This window comes from Burkholderia cepacia (genome assembly GCF_029962485.1).
Taxonomy (GTDB): Bacteria; Pseudomonadota; Gammaproteobacteria; order Burkholderiales; family Burkholderiaceae; genus Burkholderia.
In genome coordinates this window covers 321,755-341,390 of record NZ_CP073637.1, presented here as the reverse complement: position 1 = coordinate 341,390, position 19,636 = coordinate 321,755, and the positions used below count along the sequence as shown (strand labels likewise).

The window sequence follows — 19,636 nt, the reverse complement described above, 5'->3', positions numbered from 1 at the left end:
TCGCCATGAGCTTCCATCCGCTTCATCGTCCGCGCCGGATGCGCCGCGACGACTTCTCCCGCCGCCTGATGCGCGAAAACCGCCTGACCACCGACGACCTGATCTATCCGGTGTTCGTCGTCGAAGGCACCAACGAGCGGCAGCCGGTGCCGTCGATGCCCGGCGTCGAGCGCGTATCGGTCGATCTGCTGATGCAGGTCGCCGAGCAATGCGTCGAACTCGGCGTGCCCGTGCTGTCGTTGTTCCCGGCCATCGACCCGTCGGTGAAGACGCCCGACGGTCGCGAGGCAGCCAATCCGGAAGGCCTGATTCCGCGCGCGGTGCGCGAGCTGAAGAAGCGCTTCCCCGAGCTCGGCGTGCTGACCGACGTCGCGCTCGACCCGTACACGAGCCACGGCCAGGACGGCGTGCTCGACGAGAACGGCTACGTGATCAACGACGACACGATCGAGATCCTGATCGAGCAGGCGCGCGCGCAGGCCGAAGCCGGCGTCGACATCGTCGCGCCGTCGGACATGATGGACGGCCGCATCGGCGCGATCCGCGAAATGCTGGAAAGCGACGGCCACATCCACACGCGGATCATGGCTTACTCGGCCAAGTTCGCGTCGGCGTTCTACGGCCCGTTCCGCGACGCGGTCGGCTCGGCATCCAACCTGGGCAAGGGCAACAAGATGACCTACCAGATGGATCCGGCGAACAGCGACGAAGCGCTGCGCGAGGTGCGCCTCGACATCGACGAAGGCGCCGACATGGTGATGGTCAAGCCCGGCATGCCGTATCTCGACATCGTGCGCCGCGTGAAGGACGAATTCCGCTTCCCGACCTACGTGTACCAGGTGAGCGGCGAATACGCGATGCTGAAGGCGGCCGCGATGAACGGCTGGCTCGACCACGACAAGGTCGTGCTCGAATCGCTGCTCGCGTTCAAGCGTGCGGGCGCCGACGGCGTACTCACGTACTTCGCGCTCGACGCGGCGCGCCTGCTGAAAGCGCAGCGCTGATCGCGCGCTGGCAGGCCCAAGAAAAAACGGCGAGACACCTCGGTGTTCCGCCGTTTTTCGTTTACCGTCGATCGAGGCCGTAGCCGCGTCGAGCGCCCCGGGCCGCTATACCGTCGGGACAGCGGCGCGATCCAGGCTGCGCAGGAACGTCTCGGCCGCCTGATAACCGACCACGCGCCCGATCTCGTTGCCGTTGCGATCGAAGAAGATGATGCCCGGCGGCCCGAACAGGTTGAAGCGCTTGAGCAGCGCCTGGTCGTCCGGGTTGTTCGCGGTGACGTCCGCGCGCACGAGGTGGAGCTGCGCGAGGCGCGCCTGCACACGGGCATCGGTGAACGTCAGATGCTCCATCTCCTTGCAGCTCACGCACCAGTCGGCATAGAAGTCGAGCATCACGGGCTGGCCCGACGTCTTCAGCAGCGTGTCGAGCTCACCGCTGGAGCGCACCGATGCAAACGCCGGACCGTCCTGCGCAGCGGCCGCGCCGGCCGTCGCAGCCCCGCCGGACGCCACCGTGCGCGTCGCCAGCACGGCCAGCGGCTTCACGGGATCCGTCGAGCCGGCAGCCAGACCGACGAGCAGCGTCGCGGCCCAGATCGCGAGCGCGGCGCCCACGCCGCGGCCCAGGCGGCGCCAGATCGACGCGGCGCCGGCATTCGGCGTGAACAGGCCGAGCGCCGCGGCTGCGATCAGCAGCCACAACGCGGCGAGCACCATCTTCAAGCCGCCCGCCAGCACCGGCCACACGATCCACAGCGCGGCCGCGAGCAGCACGATGCCGAAGAACACTTTCACACCGTCCATCCATGCGCCTGCGCGCGGCAGCACCGTCCCGGCGCCCACGCCGACGACCAGCAGCGGTACACCGAGCCCCAGCCCCATCGCGAACAGCGCCGCACCGCCGAGCAATGCATTGCCGGTGTGCGCAATGAAGGCGAGCACCGCGAACAGCGGCGCCGTCATGCATGCGCCGACCACCAGCGCCGACAGCGCGCCCATCGCCGCAACCGCGATGAAGTGGCCGCCCTGGCGCATGCTCGTTGCTTCGGCCGCACCGTTCTGCCAGCGTGCGGGCAACGCGATGTCCTTGCCCGAGATCAGCGACACCGCAAACGCGGTCAGCAGCACGCCGAACGCGCCGAGCACCCACGGGTTCTGCAGCCACGCGCCGAGGCTCTGGCCGACCAGCGCCGCGGCGATGCCGAGCACCGTGTAGACGAGCGCCATGCCGACCACATAGGTCAGCGACAGCGCGAAGCCGCGTGCATGCGTCGCGCGCGTGCCCTGGCCGATGATGATCGCGGACACGATCGGAATCATCGGGTACGAGCAGGGCAGGAGGCTCAGTACGACGCCCGCGACGAAATACAGTGCGACGATCGTGAAGAAGCCGTGCCCTTCGAGCAGCGACTGAGCGAAATCGGCGCTTGTGACCTTGTCGAACCAGTTGCCCGCGGCCGCCGTGTCGCCGCCGGACGACGATGCCGCGCCGAGCGCGGCGCCGTCGACCTTCACGACGTGCTCGGCCGGCGGATAGCAGATTCCTTCGTCCGCACACCCCTGCGACGTCACCGCGAGCTCGAACGGCCCGGCCGCCTGCTTCACCGGCACGTGGATGACGACCTCGTCACGATAGGTCTCGACGTTCTTCTGGAACGTCTGGTCGAACTTGACGTGGCCGGCCGGGAATTGCGGTTCGCCGAGCGTCGCCTGTCCGCCCTTCACCGCGAACGCAAACCGCTCGCGGTACATGTAATAGCCGTTGGCAACCTTGAAGCGGACGTCCACCTGTCCGGGCGATTCGCTCGCGCTGAACTTGAACGCGACCGACGGATCGAGGAAATCGTCGGCCGCGCGCGCGACCGACAGGCCGCCCAGCATGACCGCGAACGACAACAGGACTGCAAGGAACCGCAGCGCGCGCACGCGCACGGAAAGCGCCATACCGTTAAACATGAAATAGACGTTGAGTTTCGCTGGTCACCCACTGGCCGTACGCGGCCGATGCCGTCGTTTGCCACGAGACGATTTCGGGCGTCTCGTATGGATGATGCGCGAGAATAAATCGCTCCAGTTCGAGCGCCCGCACGGGGCTCGTCTTGAACAACAACTGGATCTCGTCGGCCGTTTCGACCTTGCCCTGCCAGTGATAGCGCGACTTGATCGCACCGAGCTCCGACACGCACGCGGCCAGCCGCGCGTCGAGCGCGCCGTCGGACAGCGCCGCGGCCGTCGCCGCATCGGGCACCGTCGTCAGCATCAGCACCACTATCATCCGCGCCCTCCTGACTGGTCTACCGGCTCCGGCCGGCGCGAATTGCATATCCTCGGATCACGCCGGCTGCCCGTATCGTAGCGCAGCCCGCGCAATGCTGCCGGCGCCGGCCTGCGACAATCGATCGCAGCCGGCGCCTCAAAAACAAAAAGGGCCAAGCAATCGCTCGGCCCTTTTCAGATACTGCAGCGTACCGGAAGCTTACTCAGCTTCTTGCACGTTTTCCGTTTCGTCGACTTCCGGACGGTCGAGCAGTTCGACCAGTGCCATCGGTGCGTTGTCGCCCACGCGGAAGCCGAACTTCAGCACGCGCAGGTAGCCGCCCGGACGGTTCGCGAAACGCGGACCGAGGACGTCGAACAGCTTCGCGACCGAGTCACGATCGCGCAGGCGGTTGAACGCCAGGCGACGGTTTGCCAGCGACGGCTTCTTGCCGAGCGTGATCAGCGGCTCGACGACTTTACGGAGTTCCTTCGCCTTCGGCAGCGTCGTCTTGATGACTTCGTGCTCGATCAGCGAGTTGGACATGTTACGGAGCATAGCCAGACGGTGGCTGCTCGTGCGGTTCAGTTTCCGCAGACCATGACGATGGCGCATTTCAGTTTCCTTGATTCAAAGTTTTGATCCAGCTCTTCTATCGCACCTCGAGGGTGCACGGGCCGGTAGCGAAAAAAGCAAGATGCGGATTTTAAAGGAAAATCCGCATCTTTGCCAACTACAGCAACAGCAGCGCTACAAGCGGGCTTACTTGTCGAGACCAGCCGGCGGCCAGTTTTCGAGCTTCATGCCCAGCGTGAGACCGCGCGAAGCAAGCACTTCCTTGATCTCGTTGAGCGACTTGCGACCGAGGTTCGGCGTCTTCAGCAGCTCGTTTTCCGTGCGCTGGATCAGATCGCCGATGTAGTAGATGTTCTCGGCCTTCAGGCAGTTCGCCGAACGAACCGTCAGCTCGAGATCGTCCACCGGACGCAGCAGGATCGGGTCGATCTGCGGAGCGCGCGACGGCGCTTCGGCTGCCGTTTCCGTGCCTTCCAGCGCCGCGAACACGGACAGCTGGTCGACCAGGATGCGAGCCGATTGACGGATCGCTTCTTCCGGCGTGATCACACCGCTCGTTTCGATGTTCATCACGAGCTTGTCGAGGTCGGTACGCTGCTCGACACGTGCGCTCTCGACAGCGTAGCTCACGCGGCGAACCGGCGAGAACGATGCGTCGAGGACGATGCGGCCGATGATCTTGGCCGTGTCTTCGCCGTAGCGACGGACGTTGCCGGGCACATAGCCGCGACCCTTTTCGATCTTGATCTGAACGTCGAGCTTGCCGCCCTTCGACAGGTGCGCAATCACGTGATTCGGGTTGATGACTTCGCAATCGTGGGCCAGCTCGATATCGCCGGCCGTGACAACGCCTTCACCTTCCTTGCGCAGCGTAACCGTCACTTCGTCACGGTTATGCAGCTTGAACACCACGCCCTTCAGGTTCAGCAGCAGGTTGACGACGTCTTCCTGCACGCCATCCAGCGTCGAGTACTCGTGCACCACGCCTGCGATCGTGACTTCGGTCGGCGCGTAGCCAACCATCGACGACAGCAGCACGCGGCGAAGCGCATTGCCCAAGGTATGGCCGTAACCGCGTTCGAACGGTTCCATGACCACCCTCGCGTGGTTCTCGCCAAGCGATTCCACGGCGATGATCTTGGGTTTCAGCAAACTGGTTTGCATGGGCTTTCCTTTTCAATACCCTCGGCTCGTTACACCGATAAGGCTGACCGGTAACAACCAGAAAATAAACAGCCGAGGCCCCTCCTTGCGCAACGCAATCGGGGTACCTCGGCCGTCAATCGGATTAACGCGAATACAATTCGACGATCAGGCTTTCGTTGATGTCGCCTGCGATCTCAACGCGTTCCGGCATTTGCTTGAACGTGCCTTCGAACTTCTTCGCATCGACTGCAACCCAGCTCGGCATGCCGCCTTGCTCGGCCAGCGACAGCGCTTCGACGATACGCGCTTGCTTCTTCGCCTTTTCGCGGATCGCGACGACGTCACCTGCCTTCACTTGCTGCGACGGGACGTTTGCGACGACGCCGTTCACGGTGATCGACTTGTGGCTCACCAGCTGACGCGCTTCAGCGCGGGTCGAGCCGAAGCCCATGCGATACACGACGTTGTCGAGGCGCGACTCGAGCAGTTGCAGCAGGTTTTCACCCGTGTTGCCCTTGCGGCGGTCGGCTTCGGCGAAGTAGCGGCGGAACTGACGCTCCAGCACGCCGTAGATGCGCTTGACCTTCTGCTTTTCACGCAGCTGCGTACCGTAGTCGGACGTACGTGCGCCCGAGGTACGGCCGTGCTGACCCGGCTTGCTGTCGAGCTTGCACTTGTCGGCGAGCGAGCGGCGTGCGCTCTTCAGGAACAGGTCGGTGCCTTCACGGCGGGACAGCTTGGCTTTGGGGCCGATATAACGTGCCACTTTGCATTCCTTTATCAATCAGTCACGCGGATCAAAATCCGCGCTAGTCCGCTCCCTTTGGGGCGAACGGTGGGCTTAGTCAATCAAAAAAGCAACGCCCGTCGACGCTGAGCGGCGACAGGCAATGCGCTAGCACGAACGTGCCAGCACATTCTTAGATACGACGACGCTTCGGCGGGCGGCAGCCGTTGTGCGGAATCGGGGTGACGTCCGAAATCGCGGTGATCTTGATGCCGAGGCCGTGCAGTGCGCGCACTGCCGACTCACGACCCGGGCCCGGGCCCTTGATCCGCACTTCCAGATTCTTCACGCCGTATTCCATCGCGACGCGGCCAGCCGACTCGGCTGCGACCTGAGCAGCGAACGGCGTCGATTTGCGCGAGCCCTTGAAGCCCTGACCGCCCGACGTCGCCCATGCCAGAGCGTTGCCTTGGCGATCGGTGATCGTGATGATCGTGTTGTTGAACGACGCGTGAACGTGAACCACGCCTTCAGCGACGTTCTTCTTAACCTTTTTGCGAACGCGTTGCGCCGCGGTATTCGAAGCCTTAGCCATTACGTTTTCCTGTAACTGTCAGTTCCGCTTACTTCTTCAGCGCTTGCGCTGCACGACGCGGACCCTTACGGGTACGTGCGTTCGTACGCGTACGCTGACCGCGCATCGGCAGGCCCTTGCGATGACGGACGCCACGGTAGCAACCGAGGTCCATCAGGCGCTTGATGTTCATCGTCACTTCACGGCGCAGATCGCCTTCGACGACAAACTTGCCCACTTCTTCACGCAGCTTTTCCAGGTCTGCGTCGGTCAGATCCTTGACCTTCTTCGAAAAATCGACGCCAGCTGCCACGCAGATGCTGCGCGAACGGGTGCGGCCGACACCAAAGATAGCCGTCAGGCCAATCTCGGTGTGCTGGTGATTCGGGATGTTAACCCCTGCGATACGAGCCATTGTTTTTCCTCAAACAAAAAGCGCAAACAAACGCGCGGTCAGCCTTGGCGCTGCTTGTGGCGCGGATCCGAGCTGCAGATCACGCGAACGACGCCTTTGCGCTTGATGATCTTGCAATTGCGGCAAATGCGCTTAACCGATGCCATCACTTTCATGATAATACCCTTTTTTCAAATCACTTCGCCCGGAACACGATCCGCGCACGAGACAGATCGTAAGGCGTCAACTCAACCGTCACCTTGTCGCCCGGCAGGATGCGGATGTAGTGCATCCGCATCTTTCCGGAAATATGTCCCAACACGACATGGCCGTTTTCCAGCTTCACACGGAAGGTCGCATTCGGGAGGTTTTCAATCACCTCGCCCTGCATCTGGATTACATCGTCTTTGGCCATAGTCCTTAACGCATCGGGATGTTGCCGCCCTTGAAGTTCGCCTTCTTGAGCAGTGACTCATACTGTTGCGACATAACGTACGACTGCACCTGCGCCATAAAGTCCATCGTGACGACGACAATGATCAGCAGCGACGTTCCACCAAAATAAAACGGCACGTTCCAGCGCAGCACCAGAAATTCCGGCAGCAGACACACGAAGACGATGTAGATCGCACCGGCCAGCGTCAGACGCGTGAGGATGCGGTCGATATATCGTGCGGTTTGATCGCCCGGACGGATGCCCGGAACAAACGCGCCGCTCTTCTTCAGGTTGTCCGCGGTTTCCCTGCTATTGAACACCAGAGCGGTGTAGAAGAAGCAGAAAAACACGATCGCCAGCGTGTACAGCAGCACATAGACCGGCTGGCCCGGCTTCAGCGCTTCCGCTACGTTATGCAACGTATTGGAAATCCAGCTTCCCGTCGGCTGACCGGTACTGAACCAGCCGAGAATCGTTGCCGGGAACAGAATGATCGACGATGCGAAGATCGGCGGAATCACGCCCGACATGTTCAACTTCAGCGGCAGATGCGACGACTGCCCACCGTAGATCTTGTTGCCGACCTGGCGTTTCGCGTAGTTCACGAGGATCTTGCGCTGACCGCGTTCGATGAACACGACCAGGTAAGTCACCGCGGCAATCAGAACGACGATGATGATCGCCGAAATGATGCTCATCGAACCCGTACGCACCAGCTCGAACAACCCACCCACGGCATTCGGGAACCCTGCTGCGATCCCGCCGAAGATGATGATCGAGATACCGTTGCCCAGACCACGCTCGGTAATCTGCTCGCCGAGCCACATCAGGAACATCGTACCGGTAACCAGCGTCACGACCGTCGTCAGACGGAACAGCATGCCGGGATCGGTGACGAGGCCCGGCTGGTTTTCCAGCGCAGCCGCGATACCGAACGCCTGGAAGGTCGCGAGCACCACGGTGAAGTACCGCGTGTACTGCGTGATCTTCCGTTGCCCTGCCTGCCCTTCCTTCTTCAGCGCCTCGAGCTGCGGCGATACGATCGCCAGCAACTGCATGATGATCGACGCCGAGATGTACGGCATGATCCCCAGCGCAAAGATCGTGAAGCGGGAAAGCGCGCCACCCGAGAACATGTTGAACATGCCCAGGATGCCGCCCGCCTGGCTCTGGAACAGCTTAGCCAGTTGATCCGGATCGATGCCCGGCACGGGGATGTGCGCGCCGATGCGATAGACGATCAGCGCCAGGAGCAGGAACATCGCTCGCCGACGCAGATCGCCGAATTTCGCCGTGCTTCGACCGGGTTTTGCAAGACTCGGGCTGTTAGCCAAGTACCTTCTCCGATGAATGCAAGTGACGACGCGCTACGCGTGTCACTCGGCGAACGAACCGCCAGCCGCTTCGATCGCAGCGCGCGCACCCTTGGTGGCACCGAGACCCTTCACGACGATCTTGCGCTTCAGTTCGCCCGTCGCGATGATCTTTGCGCTCTTCGTCAGCTCGCCGACCAGGCCGGCTTGCTTCAGTGCGAGCAGATCGATCTCGTCGACCGGCAGCTTCTCGAGGTCGCCCAGGCGCACTTCACCGACGAATTCCTTCGTCAGCGACGTGAAGCCGCGCTTCGGCAGACGACGTTGCAGCGGCATCTGACCGCCTTCGAAACCGACTTTGTGGAAGCCGCCCGAACGCGATTTCTGACCCTTGTGACCACGGCCAGCCGTCTTGCCGAGGCCCGAACCGATGCCACGACCGACGCGACGCTTGGCGTGCTTGGCACCAGCGGCCGGCTTCAGGTTATTCAATTCCATATCAACTCCTTGATCCGTAGGGCCGCTTACGCGATGACCTTAACGAGGTACGAGACCTTGTTGATCATGCCGCGGACCGCCGGCGTGTCCTGGAGCTCGCTGACCGAGTTGAGTCGGCGCAGGCCCAGGCCACGCACGGTCGCGCGGTGCGATTCGCGGGTCCCGATCAGGCTCTTAACGAGCTGAACCTTGACAGTTTTTTCAGACATGGTGACCACCCGGGCTTAGCCCAAAATATCTTCGACGGACTTGCCGCGCTTCGCCGCGATGTCTGCCGGGGTCGACTGCTTGCGCAGGCCGTCCAGCGTGGCGCGAACGAGGTTGTACGGGTTCGTCGAACCGTGGCTCTTCGCCACGACGTTCTGAACGCCCATCACGTCGAACACTGCGCGCATCGGGCCGCCGGCGATCACGCCCGTACCTGCCTTCGCCGGAGCGAGGAGGACAGCGGATGCACCGTGCTTGCCGTGCACTTCGTGCTGCAGCGTGCCGTTCTTGAGCGGCACCTTGAACATGTTGCGGCGAGCTTGTTCCATTGCCTTCTGGACAGCGACCGGCACTTCCTTCGCCTTGCCCTTGCCCATACCGATGCGGCCATCACCGTCGCCAACCACGGTCAGTGCGGCGAAGCCGAGAATACGGCCACCCTTCACGACCTTGGTCACGCGATTGACCGAAATCATCTTTTCACGAAGGCCGTCGTCGCGCTCGTCAGCCTGAACTTTCGCTTGCATCTTTGCCATGACGAATTCCTTCCTTAGAACTTGAGCCCAGCTTCGCGAGCTGCCTCAGCCAGCGCCTTGACGCGGCCATGGTAGCGGAAGCCCGAGCGGTCGAAGGCGACGGATTCGATGCCGGCGGCCTTTGCCTTCTCGGCAATACGCTTGCCGATCAGCGTCGCAGCATTAACGTTGCCGCCCTTGCCCGACTTGTCAGCGAGCTCGGCGCGCACTTCAGCTTCGAGCGTCGACGCGCTGGCGAGCACCTTGGTGCCGCAGGGCGAGAACACTTGAGCGTAGATGTGCGTGTTCGTGCGATGCACGGCGAGACGCGCGACCTGCAGCTCAGCGATCTTGATACGCGTCTGGCGAGCGCGGCGCAGGCGAGATTGAGTCTTATCCATGATTGCGCACCCTTACTTCTTCTTCGTTTCTTTGAGGATCACAACCTCGTCGGAATAACGCACGCCCTTGCCCTTGTAGGGCTCCGGCGGACGGTAACCGCGGACTTCCGCAGCCACTTGACCGACTTGTTGCTTGTTGATCCCCTTGATCACGATTTCGGTTTGCGTCGGGGTTTCAGCCTTGACGCCTTCCGGCATCTGGTGCACCACCGGGTGCGAGAAACCCAGCGACAGGTTCAGCTTGTCGCCTTGCGCTTGCGCACGGTAACCGACGCCAACCAGCGTCAGCTTGCGCTCGAAACCCTTGGTCACGCCGTGCACGGCATTCGCGATAATCGCGCGCATCGTGCCCGACAGTGCATTTGCTTCGCGGCTTTCGTCGACCGGCGCCAGATTCAGCGTGCCGTCGTTGTTCGCCACGTTCACGAGCGGATTGATCGCTTGCGTGATGGTGCCCAGCGGGCCCTTGACGGTGATAGCACCGTCGGCCAGCTTGACTTCCGCGCCTTGCAGCGCGATCGGGCTCTTACCTACTCGAGACATGTTTCTCTCTCCTCGGCTTTAAGCGACGTAGCAGATGACTTCGCCGCCGACGCCGGTAGCGCGCGCCTTGCGATCAGTCATCACGCCCTTCGGCGTCGACACGATAGCCACGCCGAGGCCGTTCATGACCTGCGGAATGTCGTTACGGCCGCGGTACACGCGCAGACCAGGCTTCGAAACGCGCTCGAGGCGTTCGATGACCGGGCGACCTGCGTAGTACTTCAGCGCGATATTCAGTTCGGACTTCGCACCTTCCGCCTTCACGGCGAAATCGTCGATATAACCTTCGTCCTTGAGGACTTGCGCGATTGCAACCTTGACCTTCGACGAGGGCATCGCAACCGATACCTTCTCGACCATCTGCGCGTTGCGGATGCGAGTCAGCATATCGGCGATAGGATCACTCATGCTCATTTACGTTTCTCCTATTACCAGCTCGCCTTGGTCAGGCCAGGAATCTCGCCACGGAATGCGATTTCACGAATCTTGTTACGCGCGAGGCCGAATTTACGGAACGTGCCACGCGGACGGCCCGTGATCGCGCAGCGGTTACGCTGGCGGGTCGGGTTTGCGTTGCGGGGCAGTTGCTGCAGCTCAAGGCGTGCTTCGTAGCGCTCTTCTTCCGACTTGCTTTGGTCTTCGACGATCGCCTTCAGCGCTTCGCGCTTTGCTGCGAACTTCGCGACCAGGCGGGCGCGCTTCTTTTCACGTTCGATCAGTGCCAGTTTAGCCACGGTAACCTCAGTTTCTGAACGGGAACTTGAAGCTGGCGAGCAGAGCCTTTGCTTCGTCGTCGGTCTTCGCAGTCGTCGTGATGCTGATGTTCAGCCCACGCAGTGCGTCGATCTTGTCGTAGTCGATTTCGGGGAAAATGATCTGCTCTTTCACACCGATGTTGTAGTTGCCACGGCCATCGAAAGCACGACCCGACACGCCGCGGAAATCTCGCACGCGGGGCAGGGCAACCGTTACGAAACGGTCGAGGAATTCGTACATCGCTTGGCCACGCAGCGTCACCATCGCGCCGATCGGGTAACCCTGGCGGATCTTGAAGCCTGCGATTGCCTTGCGAGCCTTCGTGACGACCGGCTTCTGGCCGGCGATCTTCGTGAGGTCGCCAACGGCGTTCTCGATGATCTTCTTGTCAGCGATCGCTTCGCCAAGACCCATGTTCAGCGTGATCTTGGTGATGCGCGGCACTTCCATGACCGACTTGTAACCGAACTTCTCGATCAGGCCGGGCACAACCTTTTCTTTGTAAAACTCTTGAAAACGAGCCATTTTTTACTCCGCTGCGTCAGGCGCTCAGTACGGCACCGGTCGTCTTCAGGAAGCGAACCTTCTTGCCTTCCTCGACCTTGATGCCAACACGCGACGCCTTGCCATTCGCGTCGACCAGTGCGACGTTCGAAATATGCAGGGGCATCGTCTTCGCTTCCACGCCACCCGTCGTACCCTTCATCGGGTTCGGCTTCACATGCTTCTTGACGAGGTTGATACCTTCAACCGTCACATGTTCAGCACCGACAGCCAGCACGACGCCGCGCTTGCCCTTGTCCTTGTCCTTGCCAGTGACGACGATGACTTCGTCACCCTTGCGAATCTTGTTCATCGCGACTCCTTACAGCACTTCCGGCGCCAGCGAAACGATCTTCATGAATCGTTCGCTACGCAGCTCACGCGTCACCGGCCCGAAGATACGGGTGCCGATCGGCTCGAGCTTGTTATTCAAAAGCACAGCGGCGTTGCCGTCGAACTTGATCAGCGAGCCGTCTTGACGGCGCACGCCCTTGGCGGTGCGGACCACCACGGCGTTGTAAATTTCGCCTTTCTTCACGCGCCCGCGCGGCGTTGCCTCTTTGACGGTCACCTTGATGATGTCGCCAATGCCGGCATAACGACGCTTCGAGCCGCCGAGCACCTTGATGCACATGACTTCACGTGCACCCGTGTTGTCGGCTACTTCGAGCCGAGATTCGGTCTGGATCATGGTTTGTCTTTCCCAACTTAATCCGGATGCACCACCATGATGCATTCGGTCAGTCTTGGTCCCGTCAGCCAATCGGCTGCTTGGGTTGGAACAGCAGCGACGGCAAACGAAACCCGCCATCGCAATTCGGTGAATCTTTCGGACAGGCAGGCGCCAGTCCGCTTCCCCCACCAACTTCGCCCGCGACGGGGCTCCCATAAAGAGGGAAGACCAGGATTATAACAAATAATCCTGGTCACGCAAGCAAAAACTTTGCGATTTCAAGCACTTCGTGGAGAAGTGCCCGTTACTGCCTACTGCGCTGCCCGCTTAGATGACGCGAGCGGCTTCGACGAGGCGCGACACCGTCCAGGCCTTCGTCTTCGAAACAGGACGAGTTTCCTGGATTTCGACGAGATCGCCTTCGTTGCAGGTGTTCGCTTCGTCATGCGCATGGTACTTCTTCGAGCGCACGACATACTTGCCGTAGATCGGATGCTTGACGCGGTGCTCGATCAGCACGGTGACGGTCTTGTCCATCTTGTTGCTGACGACCCGACCGACCAGCGTCCGCTTCAGCGAGGTTTTCACGCTATCGTTCATTTCTGGTTCGCCTTCTGAGTCATGACGGTCCGCACACGTGCGATGTCGCGACGAACCTTCTTCAGCTGGCTCGTGTTCGTGAGCTGCTGGGTCGCGAGTTGCATGCGCAGGCCGAATTGCGCCTTCAGCAGGTCCGCCAGCTCCTTGTTGAGCGCGGCCTGGTCTTTCTGGAGAAGTTCGGAAGCCTTCATGTTTTCTCCTTAGGCGCCGAGCTGGCGCACGATGAATGCCGTCTTCAGCGGCAGCTTGGCTGCAGCCAGACGGAACGCTTCGCGTGCCAGTTCTTCGGTTACGCCGTCCATTTCATAGAGCATCTTGCCCGGCTGAATCTCGGCGACGTAGTACTCCGGGTTACCCTTACCGTTACCCATACGTACTTCGGCCGGCTTCTGCGAAATCGGCTTGTCCGGGAAGATCCGGATCCAGATGCGGCCGCCACGCTTAATGTGACGCGTCATTGCACGACGCGCCGCTTCAATCTGGCGTGCGGTCAAACGACCGCGACCGATAGCCTTCAGGCCGAAGTCACCGAACGACACTGCGTTACCGCGCGTCGCCTTGCCGGTGTTACGACCCTTCTGCTCTTTACGATACTTTCTGCGTTTCGGTTGCAGCATCGTTATTCTCCAGTCTTGCCGTCTTCGGGCTTGCCGGCGCCACGGCGCGGTGCGCCACGACGAGCACCCGGAGCGCCGCCTTCGCCATCACGGCGCGGACGACGGTCGCCCGGACGCGCATTGCGACGCGGACGCTTGTCTTCGGCTACTTCTTCCACCACCGGTGCGTCGTTGCGGCCGAGCGTATCGCCCTTGTAGACCCACACCTTGACGCCGATGATCCCGTAAGTCGTCTTCGCTTCCGAAGTCGCGTAGTCGATATCGGCACGCAGCGTGTGAAGCGGCACGCGACCTTCGCGATACCACTCCGTACGAGCGATTTCGATACCGTTCAGACGGCCCGCGCTCATGATCTTGATGCCTTGAGCACCCAGACGCATCGCGTTCTGCATCGCACGCTTCATCGCGCGACGGAACATGATCCGGCGCTCGAGCTGTTGCGTGATCGAGTCAGCGATCAGCTGAGCATCGGTTTCCGGCTTGCGGATTTCTTCGATGTTGACGTGAACCGGAACGCCCATGCGGCGTTGCAGTTCCGTCTTCAGCTGCTCGATATCCTCGCCCTTCTTGCCGATGACAACACCCGGACGCGAGCTGTAAATCGTGATGCGCGCGTTCTTCGCCGGACGCTCGATGACGACCCGACCGACCGAAGCGTTCTTCAGCTTCTTCTTCAGGTATTCACGAACACCGATGTCTTCCTGCAGCATCGCCGCGAAATTGTTGTTGTTCGCGTACCAACGCGAAGCCCAATTACGGCTGACAGCCAGGCGGAAGCCAGTCGGATGAATTTTCTGTCCCATCGTATGGCTCCTTAATTCCCGACCGTCACAGTGATGTGACAGGATTGCTTCTCGATGCGGTTACCGCGGCCCTTGGCGCGCGCGGTGAAACGCTTGAGCGATGCAGCCTTGTCGACGTAGATGCTCTTGATCTTGAGCTCGTCGATATCGGCGCCTTCGTTGTGCTCCGCATTCGCGATTGCCGACAGCACAACCTTCTTCACGATGCCAGCCGCCTTCTTCGGCGAGAACGTCAGAACGTTCAGCGCCTTGTCGACCGGCAAACCGCGGATCTGGTCAGCCACAAGGCGCGTTTTTTGCGCCGAGATGCGGGCACCGCGATGAATTGCTTTCACTTCCATCTTGATTGCCCCTTATTTCTTGGCCTTCTTGTCGGCTGCGTGACCCTTGAACGTACGGGTCAGTGCGAACTCGCCAAGCTTGTGGCCGACCATGTTTTCCGAGATGTACACCGGAACGTGTTGACGGCCGTTGTGAACAGCGATCGTCAGGCCGATGAAATCCGGCAGAATCGTCGAGCGACGCGACCAGGTCTTGATCGGCTTTTTGTCGCGCGAAGCTGCAGCCGCCTCAACTTTCTTCAGCAAATGGGCGTCGCAGAACGGACCTTTTTTAACAGAACGTGCCATTGCCTACTCCTTAACGCTTGTGACGGCGCTGGACGATCATCGTCGTCGTGCGCTTGTTGCTACGGGTGCGATAACCCTTAGCCGGCGTACCCCACGGGCTAACCGGATCGCGACCTGCAGCCGTCTTGCCCTCACCACCACCGTGCGGGTGATCAACCGGGTTCATCGCAACGCCACGCACCGTCGGGCGGATACCGCGCCAGCGGTTCGCGCCAGCCTTGCCGATCTGGCGCAGGCTATGCTCTTCGTTGCCGACTTCACCGATCGTTGCACGGCACTCGATGTGCACGCGGCGGATTTCGCCCGAACGCAGACGAACCTGCGCGTAGACGCCTTCACGTGCGAGCAGCATGGCCGACGTACCAGCCGAACGCGCCATTTGCGCGCCCTTGCCCGGCAGCATCTCGATGCAGTGGATCGTCGTACCGACCGGAATGTTGCGGATCGGCAGCGTGTTGCCTGCACGGATCGGCGCTTCCGAACCCGACATCAGCTGTTGGCCGACCGTCAGGCCCTTCGGGGCGATGATGTAGCGACGCTCGCCGTCTGCGTAGAGCACCAGCGCGATGTTCGCGCTACGGTTCGGGTCGTACTCGAGACGTTCGACCTTTGCCGGAATGCCATCCTTCGTGCGACGGAAATCGACGATACGATAGTGCTGCTTGTGACCACCACCCTTGTGACGCGTGGTGATACGACCGTTGTTGTTACGGCCGGCGGTCGAGCTCTGCGAGTCGAGCAGTGCCGCGAACGGCTTGCCCTGGTGCAGGTTCTTGTTGACCACCTTGACCATCGCGCGGCGACCCGGCGATGTCGGCTTAACTTTAACGATTGCCATGATTACTTGGCCTCCGCTTCAAAGTTGATTTCCTGGCCGGGCTTCAGGCAAACGTACGCCTTCTTCACGTCCTTGCGACGGCCCATCGAACGGCCAAAGCGCTTTTGCTTGCCCTTCTGAACCAGCACGTTGACGGAATCAACTTCAACCTTGAACAGCAGCTCGACAGCCGCCTTCACTTCCTGCTTCGTGGCATCCGGTGCGACTTCGAACACGACTTGCTCGTTCTTGTCGGCAACCAGCGTCGCCTTTTCCGAGATCACCGGTGCGAGCAGGACCTGCATCAAACGATGATCGTTCTTGCGAATCTCGCTCATGACAGCAACTCCTCGATCTGGGCGACCGCAGCCTTCGTGACCAGCACTTTCTTGAAGTAGATCAGCGACAGCGGGTCAGCGTAGCGCGGCTCGACAATTGCCACGTGCGGCAGGTTGCGCGATGCCAGGTACAGGTTTTCGTCAACCGTGTCGGTGATGATCAGCACGGAGTCGAGACCCATGGTCTTGAATTTGTCGGCCAGCAGCTTGGTCTTCGGCGCTTCGAGGATGATGTCCTCGACGACCGACAGACGGCCTTCACGGGCCAGCTGCGAGAAGATCGAGCAGAGACCTGCGCGATGCATCTTCTTGTTGACCTTGTGCGAGAAGTTTTCTTCCGGCGAATTCGGGAAGATACGACCACCGCCACGCCACAACGGGCTCGACGACATACCGGCACGAGCGCGGCCCGTACCCTTCTGGCGCCACGGCTTCTTGGTCGTGTGCTTGACTTGCTCACGGTCCTTCTGTGCGCGGTTACCCTGGCGAGCATTCGCCTGGTAAGCGACGACGACCTGGTGGATCAGCGCTTCGTTGTAGTCACGACCGAACACGACGTCCGATGCGTTGACCACTGCACCTTCCTGACCATTTTCGTTCAGGAGCTTGAGTTCCATTATTTCGCCCCCTTGGTCTTGACGGCCGGCGTCACGAAGACCTTGCCGCCCTTCGCGCCCGGAATCGCACCCTTCACGAGCAGCAGCTTGCGCTCTGCGTCGATACGAGCGATTTCGAGGTTCTGCACCGTCACCGTCACGTCACCCATGTGACCCGTCATGCGTTTACCCGGGAAAACACGACCCGGATCCTGCGCCATACCGATCGAGCCCGGCACGTTGTGCGAGCGCGAGTTACCGTGCGTGGCACGGCCGGAGGAGAAGTTGTAACGCTTGATCGTACCGGCGTAGCCCTTACCGATCGACACGCCTTGCACGTCGACCTTCTGGCCCACTTCGAAAAGATCAGCACCGACAACGGCGCCATTCGACAGCTCAGCTGCCTTGGCCGCGTCAATGCGGAATTCCTTGAGGATTTCACCGGCTTCGACACCGGCTTTGGCGAGATGACCTGCCAGCGGCTTCGTCACGCGCGATGCACGACGGGAGCCGAATGCAACCTGCACGGCCGTGTAGCCGTCGGTTTCAACAGTCTTGATCTGCGTCACGCGGTTGTCCGACACGTCCAGCACGGTGACGGGAATCGAATCCCCTTCAGCCGTGAAGATACGGGTCATGCCAACCTTGCGACCTACGAGTCCAAGGCTCATCATTTTCTCCATTCCCGACTGCGATTGGTCGGGGCTGATTTACAAAATGCCGGGCACGCAAGGCCCAACTTTTTTACGCGAATACGCGAAAAGCCAAGCAGTATAGCCCGACTTCGCGATTTCCGCAAGCAATACAAAGACTTAGCACCGTCCGGCGAGCCGGTTGGCGCCGAAAGCCTTACTGCAGCTTGATTTCCACGTCGACGCCAGCCGGCAGATCGAGCTTCATCAGCGCGTCAACGGTCTTGTCCGTCGGGTCGACGATGTCCATCAGGCGCTGGTGGGTGCGGATTTCGAGCTGATCGCGCGACGTCTTGTTGACGTGCGGCGAACGCAGGATGTCAAAACGCTGAATGCGCGTCGGCAGCGGCACCGGGCCACGGACGATTGCGCCAGTCCGCTTCGCGGTATCGACGATCTCGGCAGCCGATTGATCGATCAGACGATAGTCGAATGCCTTCAGACGAATGCGGATTTTCTGTTGCTGCATGACGATTCCTTGAAAAGAGCGAGGCGATGTTGCATCGCCGGACACTAAAAGAACGTGAAACACGACGCCTGCGGGGAGCGAGACATCATGTTCCTAACGGCACTTCCACTGCTAAGCCCGCGATTCTACACGAAATTCTGAAACCGTGGCGAGCATTTCTCGAGCAGCGCAACGCGTCGCCCAAAAACAAAACCGGGTGCCAGCGCAAGCTGGACACCCGGTTTCGGCGGTACAACGGCATACCGCGGAATCGCGGACCCCGTCGGGATCCGCGGATCGTCGATATTACTCGATGATCTTGGCGACGACGCCGGCGCCGACCGTACGGCCGCCTTCGCGGATTGCGAAGCGCAGACCTTCTTCCATCGCGATCGGAGCGATCAGCTTCACCGTGATCGACACGTTGTCGCCCGGCATCACCATTTCCTTGTCCTTCGGCAGCTCGATCGAGCCCGTCACGTCCGTCGTACGGAAGTAGAACTGCGGACGGTAGTTGTTGAAGAACGGCGTGTGACGGCCGCCTTCGTCCTTGCTCAGCACGTACACTTCAGCCGTGAAGTGCGTGTGCGGCGTGATCGAACCCGGCTTCGCCAGAACCTGGCCACGCTCAACGTCTTCACGCTTCGTGCCGCGCAGCAGGATACCAACGTTGTCGCCTGCTTGACCTTGGTCCAGCAGCTTGCGGAACATTTCAACGCCCGTGCAGGTCGTCTTCACCGTCGGCTTGATACCGACGATTTCGATTTCTTCGCCGACCTTCACGATGCCGCGCTCGACACGACCCGTCACAACCGTACCACGGCCCGAGATCGAGAACACGTCTTCCACCGGCATCAGGAACGCGCCGTCAACTGCACGCTCCGGCGTCGGGATGTACGTGTCCAGCGCGTCGGCCAGGCTCATGATCGCCACTTCGCCCAGCTCGCCCGTGTCGCCTTCCAGCGCCAGCTTCGCCGAACCCTTCACGATCGGCGTGTCGTCGCCCGGGAAGTCGTACTTCGACAGGAGTTCGCGAACTTCCATCTCGACCAGCTCGAGCAGTTCAGCATCGTCCACCATGTCGCACTTGTTCAGGAACACGATGATGTACGGAACGCCAACCTGACGTGCCAGCAGGATGTGCTCACGCGTCTGCGGCATCGGGCCGTCAGCTGCCGAGCAAACCAGGATCGCGCCGTCCATCTGCGCTGCGCCCGTGATCATGTTCTTCACATAGTCAGCGTGGCCCGGGCAGTCAACGTGTGCGTAGTGGCGGTTAGCCGTTTCGTACTCGACGTGTGCCGTGTTGATCGTGATGCCGCGCGCCTTTTCTTCCGGTGCCGCGTCGATCTGGTCGTATGCCTTCGCTTCGCCGCCGAACTTCTTCGTCAGAACCGTCGTGATCGCTGCCGTCAGCGTCGTCTTGCCGTGGTCAACGTGACCAATCGTACCAACGTTCACGTGCGGCTTGGTCCGCTCGAATTTACCTTTTGCCATGATTCTCTTCTTTCAAAAATAATCGATTGTGATAGC

The 19,636-nt window shown here is 60.9% G+C and carries 33 protein-coding genes; 1 reads left to right on the top strand and 32 read right to left on the bottom strand.

What is annotated here, in order from left to right; translation table 11 throughout:
* The first annotated feature begins 5 nt into the window (after window positions 1–5).
* The gene (gene hemB / locus KEC55_RS01565) at window positions 6–1,004 is read left to right on the top strand and encodes a porphobilinogen synthase (RefSeq protein ID WP_176051121.1); all 999 of its coding nucleotides are present in this window, start codon (window positions 6–8) and stop codon (window positions 1,002–1,004) included.
* Window positions 1,005–1,109: 105 nt separating this feature from the next.
* On the opposite strand, the gene dsbD is transcribed toward hemB, so the two are convergent.
* The 32 genes from dsbD to tuf form a co-directional block, all read right to left on the bottom strand.
* Window positions 1,110–2,960, bottom strand: a complete 1,851-nt coding sequence (gene dsbD / locus KEC55_RS01560; RefSeq protein WP_282506435.1) for a protein-disulfide reductase DsbD — start codon at window positions 2,958–2,960, stop codon at window positions 1,110–1,112.
* Window positions 2,953–3,279: a divalent-cation tolerance protein CutA gene (cutA, locus tag KEC55_RS01555; protein WP_034189858.1), complete on the bottom strand. Its 327-nt coding sequence runs from the start codon at window positions 3,277–3,279 to the stop codon at window positions 2,953–2,955. The genes dsbD and cutA overlap by 8 nt, the downstream gene beginning before the upstream one ends.
* Window positions 3,280–3,480: 201 nt before the next feature.
* On the bottom strand, window positions 3,481–3,876 hold the full coding sequence (gene rplQ / locus KEC55_RS01550) for a 50S ribosomal protein L17 (RefSeq protein WP_006477175.1): 396 nt from the start codon (window positions 3,874–3,876) through the stop codon (window positions 3,481–3,483).
* A 147-nt stretch (window positions 3,877–4,023) separates the two neighbouring features.
* Complete coding sequence (locus KEC55_RS01545; protein ID WP_006477176.1) at window positions 4,024–5,001, bottom strand: DNA-directed RNA polymerase subunit alpha; 978 nt, start codon at window positions 4,999–5,001, stop codon at window positions 4,024–4,026.
* Between the two features lie 124 nt (window positions 5,002–5,125).
* The gene (gene rpsD / locus KEC55_RS01540; RefSeq protein ID WP_047899585.1) at window positions 5,126–5,749 is read right to left on the bottom strand and encodes a 30S ribosomal protein S4; all 624 of its coding nucleotides are present in this window, start codon (window positions 5,747–5,749) and stop codon (window positions 5,126–5,128) included.
* Window positions 5,750–5,903: 154 nt separating this feature from the next.
* Window positions 5,904–6,305, bottom strand: coding sequence for a 30S ribosomal protein S11 (gene rpsK / locus KEC55_RS01535; RefSeq protein ID WP_004197937.1), 402 nt, complete (start codon window positions 6,303–6,305; stop codon window positions 5,904–5,906).
* A 28-nt stretch (window positions 6,306–6,333) separates the two neighbouring features.
* A complete protein-coding gene (rpsM, locus tag KEC55_RS01530) occupies window positions 6,334–6,699 on the bottom strand; it encodes a 30S ribosomal protein S13 (protein ID WP_006477178.1) in 366 nt (121 codons plus the stop codon).
* A 38-nt stretch (window positions 6,700–6,737) separates the two neighbouring features.
* Complete coding sequence (gene rpmJ, locus KEC55_RS01525; RefSeq protein ID WP_004199844.1) at window positions 6,738–6,854, bottom strand: 50S ribosomal protein L36; 117 nt, start codon at window positions 6,852–6,854, stop codon at window positions 6,738–6,740.
* Window positions 6,855–6,874: 20 nt separating this feature from the next.
* Complete coding sequence (infA, locus tag KEC55_RS01520; protein ID WP_004521905.1) at window positions 6,875–7,093, bottom strand: translation initiation factor IF-1; 219 nt, start codon at window positions 7,091–7,093, stop codon at window positions 6,875–6,877.
* A 5-nt stretch (window positions 7,094–7,098) separates the two neighbouring features.
* Complete coding sequence (secY, locus tag KEC55_RS01515) at window positions 7,099–8,448, bottom strand: preprotein translocase subunit SecY (RefSeq protein WP_006482915.1); 1,350 nt, start codon at window positions 8,446–8,448, stop codon at window positions 7,099–7,101.
* Between the two features lie 42 nt (window positions 8,449–8,490).
* Window positions 8,491–8,925: a 50S ribosomal protein L15 gene (rplO, locus tag KEC55_RS01510; RefSeq protein ID WP_006482880.1), complete on the bottom strand. Its 435-nt coding sequence runs from the start codon at window positions 8,923–8,925 to the stop codon at window positions 8,491–8,493.
* A gap of 26 nt (window positions 8,926–8,951) precedes the next feature.
* A complete protein-coding gene (gene rpmD / locus KEC55_RS01505) occupies window positions 8,952–9,134 on the bottom strand; it encodes a 50S ribosomal protein L30 (RefSeq protein WP_006400644.1) in 183 nt (60 codons plus the stop codon).
* 15 nt (window positions 9,135–9,149) lie between these two features.
* The gene (gene rpsE / locus KEC55_RS01500) at window positions 9,150–9,668 is read right to left on the bottom strand and encodes a 30S ribosomal protein S5 (RefSeq protein WP_006752931.1); all 519 of its coding nucleotides are present in this window, start codon (window positions 9,666–9,668) and stop codon (window positions 9,150–9,152) included.
* 14 nt (window positions 9,669–9,682) lie between these two features.
* Window positions 9,683–10,048, bottom strand: coding sequence for a 50S ribosomal protein L18 (gene rplR, locus KEC55_RS01495; RefSeq protein ID WP_006477183.1), 366 nt, complete (start codon window positions 10,046–10,048; stop codon window positions 9,683–9,685).
* A 12-nt stretch (window positions 10,049–10,060) separates the two neighbouring features.
* Window positions 10,061–10,591, bottom strand: a complete 531-nt coding sequence (rplF, locus tag KEC55_RS01490) for a 50S ribosomal protein L6 (RefSeq protein WP_011350678.1) — start codon at window positions 10,589–10,591, stop codon at window positions 10,061–10,063.
* 18 nt (window positions 10,592–10,609) lie between these two features.
* On the bottom strand, window positions 10,610–11,005 hold the full coding sequence (rpsH, locus tag KEC55_RS01485) for a 30S ribosomal protein S8 (RefSeq protein WP_006477185.1): 396 nt from the start codon (window positions 11,003–11,005) through the stop codon (window positions 10,610–10,612).
* A 14-nt stretch (window positions 11,006–11,019) separates the two neighbouring features.
* Window positions 11,020–11,325: a 30S ribosomal protein S14 gene (gene rpsN / locus KEC55_RS01480; RefSeq protein ID WP_006482884.1), complete on the bottom strand. Its 306-nt coding sequence runs from the start codon at window positions 11,323–11,325 to the stop codon at window positions 11,020–11,022.
* A gap of 7 nt (window positions 11,326–11,332) precedes the next feature.
* A complete protein-coding gene (gene rplE / locus KEC55_RS01475; RefSeq protein WP_006477186.1) occupies window positions 11,333–11,872 on the bottom strand; it encodes a 50S ribosomal protein L5 in 540 nt (179 codons plus the stop codon).
* A gap of 16 nt (window positions 11,873–11,888) precedes the next feature.
* A complete protein-coding gene (gene rplX, locus KEC55_RS01470) occupies window positions 11,889–12,203 on the bottom strand; it encodes a 50S ribosomal protein L24 (protein WP_282506432.1) in 315 nt (104 codons plus the stop codon).
* Between the two features lie 9 nt (window positions 12,204–12,212).
* On the bottom strand, window positions 12,213–12,581 hold the full coding sequence (rplN, locus tag KEC55_RS01465; protein WP_006752929.1) for a 50S ribosomal protein L14: 369 nt from the start codon (window positions 12,579–12,581) through the stop codon (window positions 12,213–12,215).
* 309 nt (window positions 12,582–12,890) lie between these two features.
* Window positions 12,891–13,163, bottom strand: a complete 273-nt coding sequence (gene rpsQ, locus KEC55_RS01460) for a 30S ribosomal protein S17 (RefSeq protein ID WP_006752928.1) — start codon at window positions 13,161–13,163, stop codon at window positions 12,891–12,893.
* A complete protein-coding gene (gene rpmC, locus KEC55_RS01455; RefSeq protein ID WP_006400652.1) occupies window positions 13,160–13,354 on the bottom strand; it encodes a 50S ribosomal protein L29 in 195 nt (64 codons plus the stop codon). Before rpmC ends, rpsQ begins: the two co-directional genes overlap by 4 nt.
* A gap of 9 nt (window positions 13,355–13,363) precedes the next feature.
* Window positions 13,364–13,780, bottom strand: a complete 417-nt coding sequence (rplP, locus tag KEC55_RS01450; RefSeq protein ID WP_006752927.1) for a 50S ribosomal protein L16 — start codon at window positions 13,778–13,780, stop codon at window positions 13,364–13,366.
* Window positions 13,781–13,782: 2 nt separating this feature from the next.
* Window positions 13,783–14,583: a 30S ribosomal protein S3 gene (rpsC, locus tag KEC55_RS01445; protein WP_006482899.1), complete on the bottom strand. Its 801-nt coding sequence runs from the start codon at window positions 14,581–14,583 to the stop codon at window positions 13,783–13,785.
* Window positions 14,584–14,594: 11 nt separating this feature from the next.
* A complete protein-coding gene (gene rplV, locus KEC55_RS01440) occupies window positions 14,595–14,924 on the bottom strand; it encodes a 50S ribosomal protein L22 (protein ID WP_004199272.1) in 330 nt (109 codons plus the stop codon).
* Between the two features lie 12 nt (window positions 14,925–14,936).
* Window positions 14,937–15,212, bottom strand: a complete 276-nt coding sequence (gene rpsS / locus KEC55_RS01435; RefSeq protein WP_004199273.1) for a 30S ribosomal protein S19 — start codon at window positions 15,210–15,212, stop codon at window positions 14,937–14,939.
* Window positions 15,213–15,222: 10 nt separating this feature from the next.
* Complete coding sequence (rplB, locus tag KEC55_RS01430; RefSeq protein WP_006482900.1) at window positions 15,223–16,050, bottom strand: 50S ribosomal protein L2; 828 nt, start codon at window positions 16,048–16,050, stop codon at window positions 15,223–15,225.
* 2 nt (window positions 16,051–16,052) lie between these two features.
* On the bottom strand, window positions 16,053–16,367 hold the full coding sequence (gene rplW / locus KEC55_RS01425; protein WP_004199275.1) for a 50S ribosomal protein L23: 315 nt from the start codon (window positions 16,365–16,367) through the stop codon (window positions 16,053–16,055).
* Window positions 16,364–16,984, bottom strand: coding sequence for a 50S ribosomal protein L4 (rplD, locus tag KEC55_RS01420; protein WP_006477192.1), 621 nt, complete (start codon window positions 16,982–16,984; stop codon window positions 16,364–16,366). Before rplD ends, rplW begins: the two co-directional genes overlap by 4 nt.
* Window positions 16,984–17,634, bottom strand: coding sequence for a 50S ribosomal protein L3 (rplC, locus tag KEC55_RS01415; RefSeq protein WP_006482922.1), 651 nt, complete (start codon window positions 17,632–17,634; stop codon window positions 16,984–16,986). Before rplC ends, rplD begins: the two co-directional genes overlap by 1 nt.
* A 178-nt stretch (window positions 17,635–17,812) precedes the next feature.
* Window positions 17,813–18,124 (bottom strand): 30S ribosomal protein S10, encoded by a 312-nt coding sequence (gene rpsJ / locus KEC55_RS01410; RefSeq protein ID WP_004199280.1) that lies wholly within the window; start codon window positions 18,122–18,124, stop codon window positions 17,813–17,815.
* A gap of 285 nt (window positions 18,125–18,409) precedes the next feature.
* Complete coding sequence (gene tuf, locus KEC55_RS01405; RefSeq protein WP_011350666.1) at window positions 18,410–19,600, bottom strand: elongation factor Tu; 1,191 nt, start codon at window positions 19,598–19,600, stop codon at window positions 18,410–18,412.
* Window positions 19,601–19,636: the final 36 nt, after the last annotated feature.

What these genes read in the sequence shown, in the direction of transcription:
- rplB (WP_006482900.1), bottom strand. Translation starts at nt 16,050, where the DNA reads ATGGCAATCGTTAAAGTTAAGCCGACATCGCCGGGTCGCCGCGCGATG.
- rplO (WP_006482880.1), bottom strand. Translation starts at nt 8,925, where the DNA reads ATGGAATTGAATAACCTGAAGCCGGCCGCTGGTGCCAAGCACGCCAAG.
- rplE (WP_006477186.1), bottom strand. Translation starts at nt 11,872, where the DNA reads ATGGCTCGTTTTCAAGAGTTTTACAAAGAAAAGGTTGTGCCCGGCCTG.
- rpsK (WP_004197937.1), bottom strand. Translation starts at nt 6,305, where the DNA reads ATGGCTAAGGCTTCGAATACCGCGGCGCAACGCGTTCGCAAAAAGGTT.
- rpsE (WP_006752931.1), bottom strand. Translation starts at nt 9,668, where the DNA reads ATGGCAAAGATGCAAGCGAAAGTTCAGGCTGACGAGCGCGACGACGGC.
- tuf (WP_011350666.1), bottom strand. Translation starts at nt 19,600, where the DNA reads ATGGCAAAAGGTAAATTCGAGCGGACCAAGCCGCACGTGAACGTTGGT.
- rpmD (WP_006400644.1), bottom strand. Translation starts at nt 9,134, where the DNA reads ATGTCTGAAAAAACTGTCAAGGTTCAGCTCGTTAAGAGCCTGATCGGG.
- infA (WP_004521905.1), bottom strand. Translation starts at nt 7,093, where the DNA reads ATGGCCAAAGACGATGTAATCCAGATGCAGGGCGAGGTGATTGAAAAC.
- rplN (WP_006752929.1), bottom strand. Translation starts at nt 12,581, where the DNA reads ATGATCCAGACCGAATCTCGGCTCGAAGTAGCCGACAACACGGGTGCA.
- dsbD (WP_282506435.1), bottom strand. Translation starts at nt 2,960, where the DNA reads ATGTTTAACGGTATGGCGCTTTCCGTGCGCGTGCGCGCGCTGCGGTTC.
- rplW (WP_004199275.1), bottom strand. Translation starts at nt 16,367, where the DNA reads ATGAGCGAGATTCGCAAGAACGATCATCGTTTGATGCAGGTCCTGCTC.
- rpmJ (WP_004199844.1), bottom strand. Translation starts at nt 6,854, where the DNA reads ATGAAAGTGATGGCATCGGTTAAGCGCATTTGCCGCAATTGCAAGATC.
- rplP (WP_006752927.1), bottom strand. Translation starts at nt 13,780, where the DNA reads ATGCTGCAACCGAAACGCAGAAAGTATCGTAAAGAGCAGAAGGGTCGT.
- rplD (WP_006477192.1), bottom strand. Translation starts at nt 16,984, where the DNA reads ATGGAACTCAAGCTCCTGAACGAAAATGGTCAGGAAGGTGCAGTGGTC.
- rpsS (WP_004199273.1), bottom strand. Translation starts at nt 15,212, where the DNA reads ATGGCACGTTCTGTTAAAAAAGGTCCGTTCTGCGACGCCCATTTGCTG.
- hemB (WP_176051121.1), top strand. Translation starts at nt 6, where the DNA reads ATGAGCTTCCATCCGCTTCATCGTCCGCGCCGGATGCGCCGCGACGAC.
- cutA (WP_034189858.1), bottom strand. Translation starts at nt 3,279, where the DNA reads ATGATAGTGGTGCTGATGCTGACGACGGTGCCCGATGCGGCGACGGCC.
- rplV (WP_004199272.1), bottom strand. Translation starts at nt 14,924, where the DNA reads ATGGAAGTGAAAGCAATTCATCGCGGTGCCCGCATCTCGGCGCAAAAA.
- rplF (WP_011350678.1), bottom strand. Translation starts at nt 10,591, where the DNA reads ATGTCTCGAGTAGGTAAGAGCCCGATCGCGCTGCAAGGCGCGGAAGTC.
- rplR (WP_006477183.1), bottom strand. Translation starts at nt 10,048, where the DNA reads ATGGATAAGACTCAATCTCGCCTGCGCCGCGCTCGCCAGACGCGTATC.
- rpsH (WP_006477185.1), bottom strand. Translation starts at nt 11,005, where the DNA reads ATGAGCATGAGTGATCCTATCGCCGATATGCTGACTCGCATCCGCAAC.
- rpsM (WP_006477178.1), bottom strand. Translation starts at nt 6,699, where the DNA reads ATGGCTCGTATCGCAGGGGTTAACATCCCGAATCACCAGCACACCGAG.
- rpsQ (WP_006752928.1), bottom strand. Translation starts at nt 13,163, where the DNA reads ATGAACGATAGCGTGAAAACCTCGCTGAAGCGGACGCTGGTCGGTCGG.
- rplQ (WP_006477175.1), bottom strand. Translation starts at nt 3,876, where the DNA reads ATGCGCCATCGTCATGGTCTGCGGAAACTGAACCGCACGAGCAGCCAC.
- rpmC (WP_006400652.1), bottom strand. Translation starts at nt 13,354, where the DNA reads ATGAAGGCTTCCGAACTTCTCCAGAAAGACCAGGCCGCGCTCAACAAG.
- rplC (WP_006482922.1), bottom strand. Translation starts at nt 17,634, where the DNA reads ATGAGCCTTGGACTCGTAGGTCGCAAGGTTGGCATGACCCGTATCTTC.
- rplX (WP_282506432.1), bottom strand. Translation starts at nt 12,203, where the DNA reads ATGAACAAGATTCGCAAGGGTGACGAAGTCATCGTCGTCACTGGCAAG.
- KEC55_RS01545 (WP_006477176.1), bottom strand. Translation starts at nt 5,001, where the DNA reads ATGCAAACCAGTTTGCTGAAACCCAAGATCATCGCCGTGGAATCGCTT.
- rpsC (WP_006482899.1), bottom strand. Translation starts at nt 14,583, where the DNA reads ATGGGACAGAAAATTCATCCGACTGGCTTCCGCCTGGCTGTCAGCCGT.
- rpsJ (WP_004199280.1), bottom strand. Translation starts at nt 18,124, where the DNA reads ATGCAGCAACAGAAAATCCGCATTCGTCTGAAGGCATTCGACTATCGT.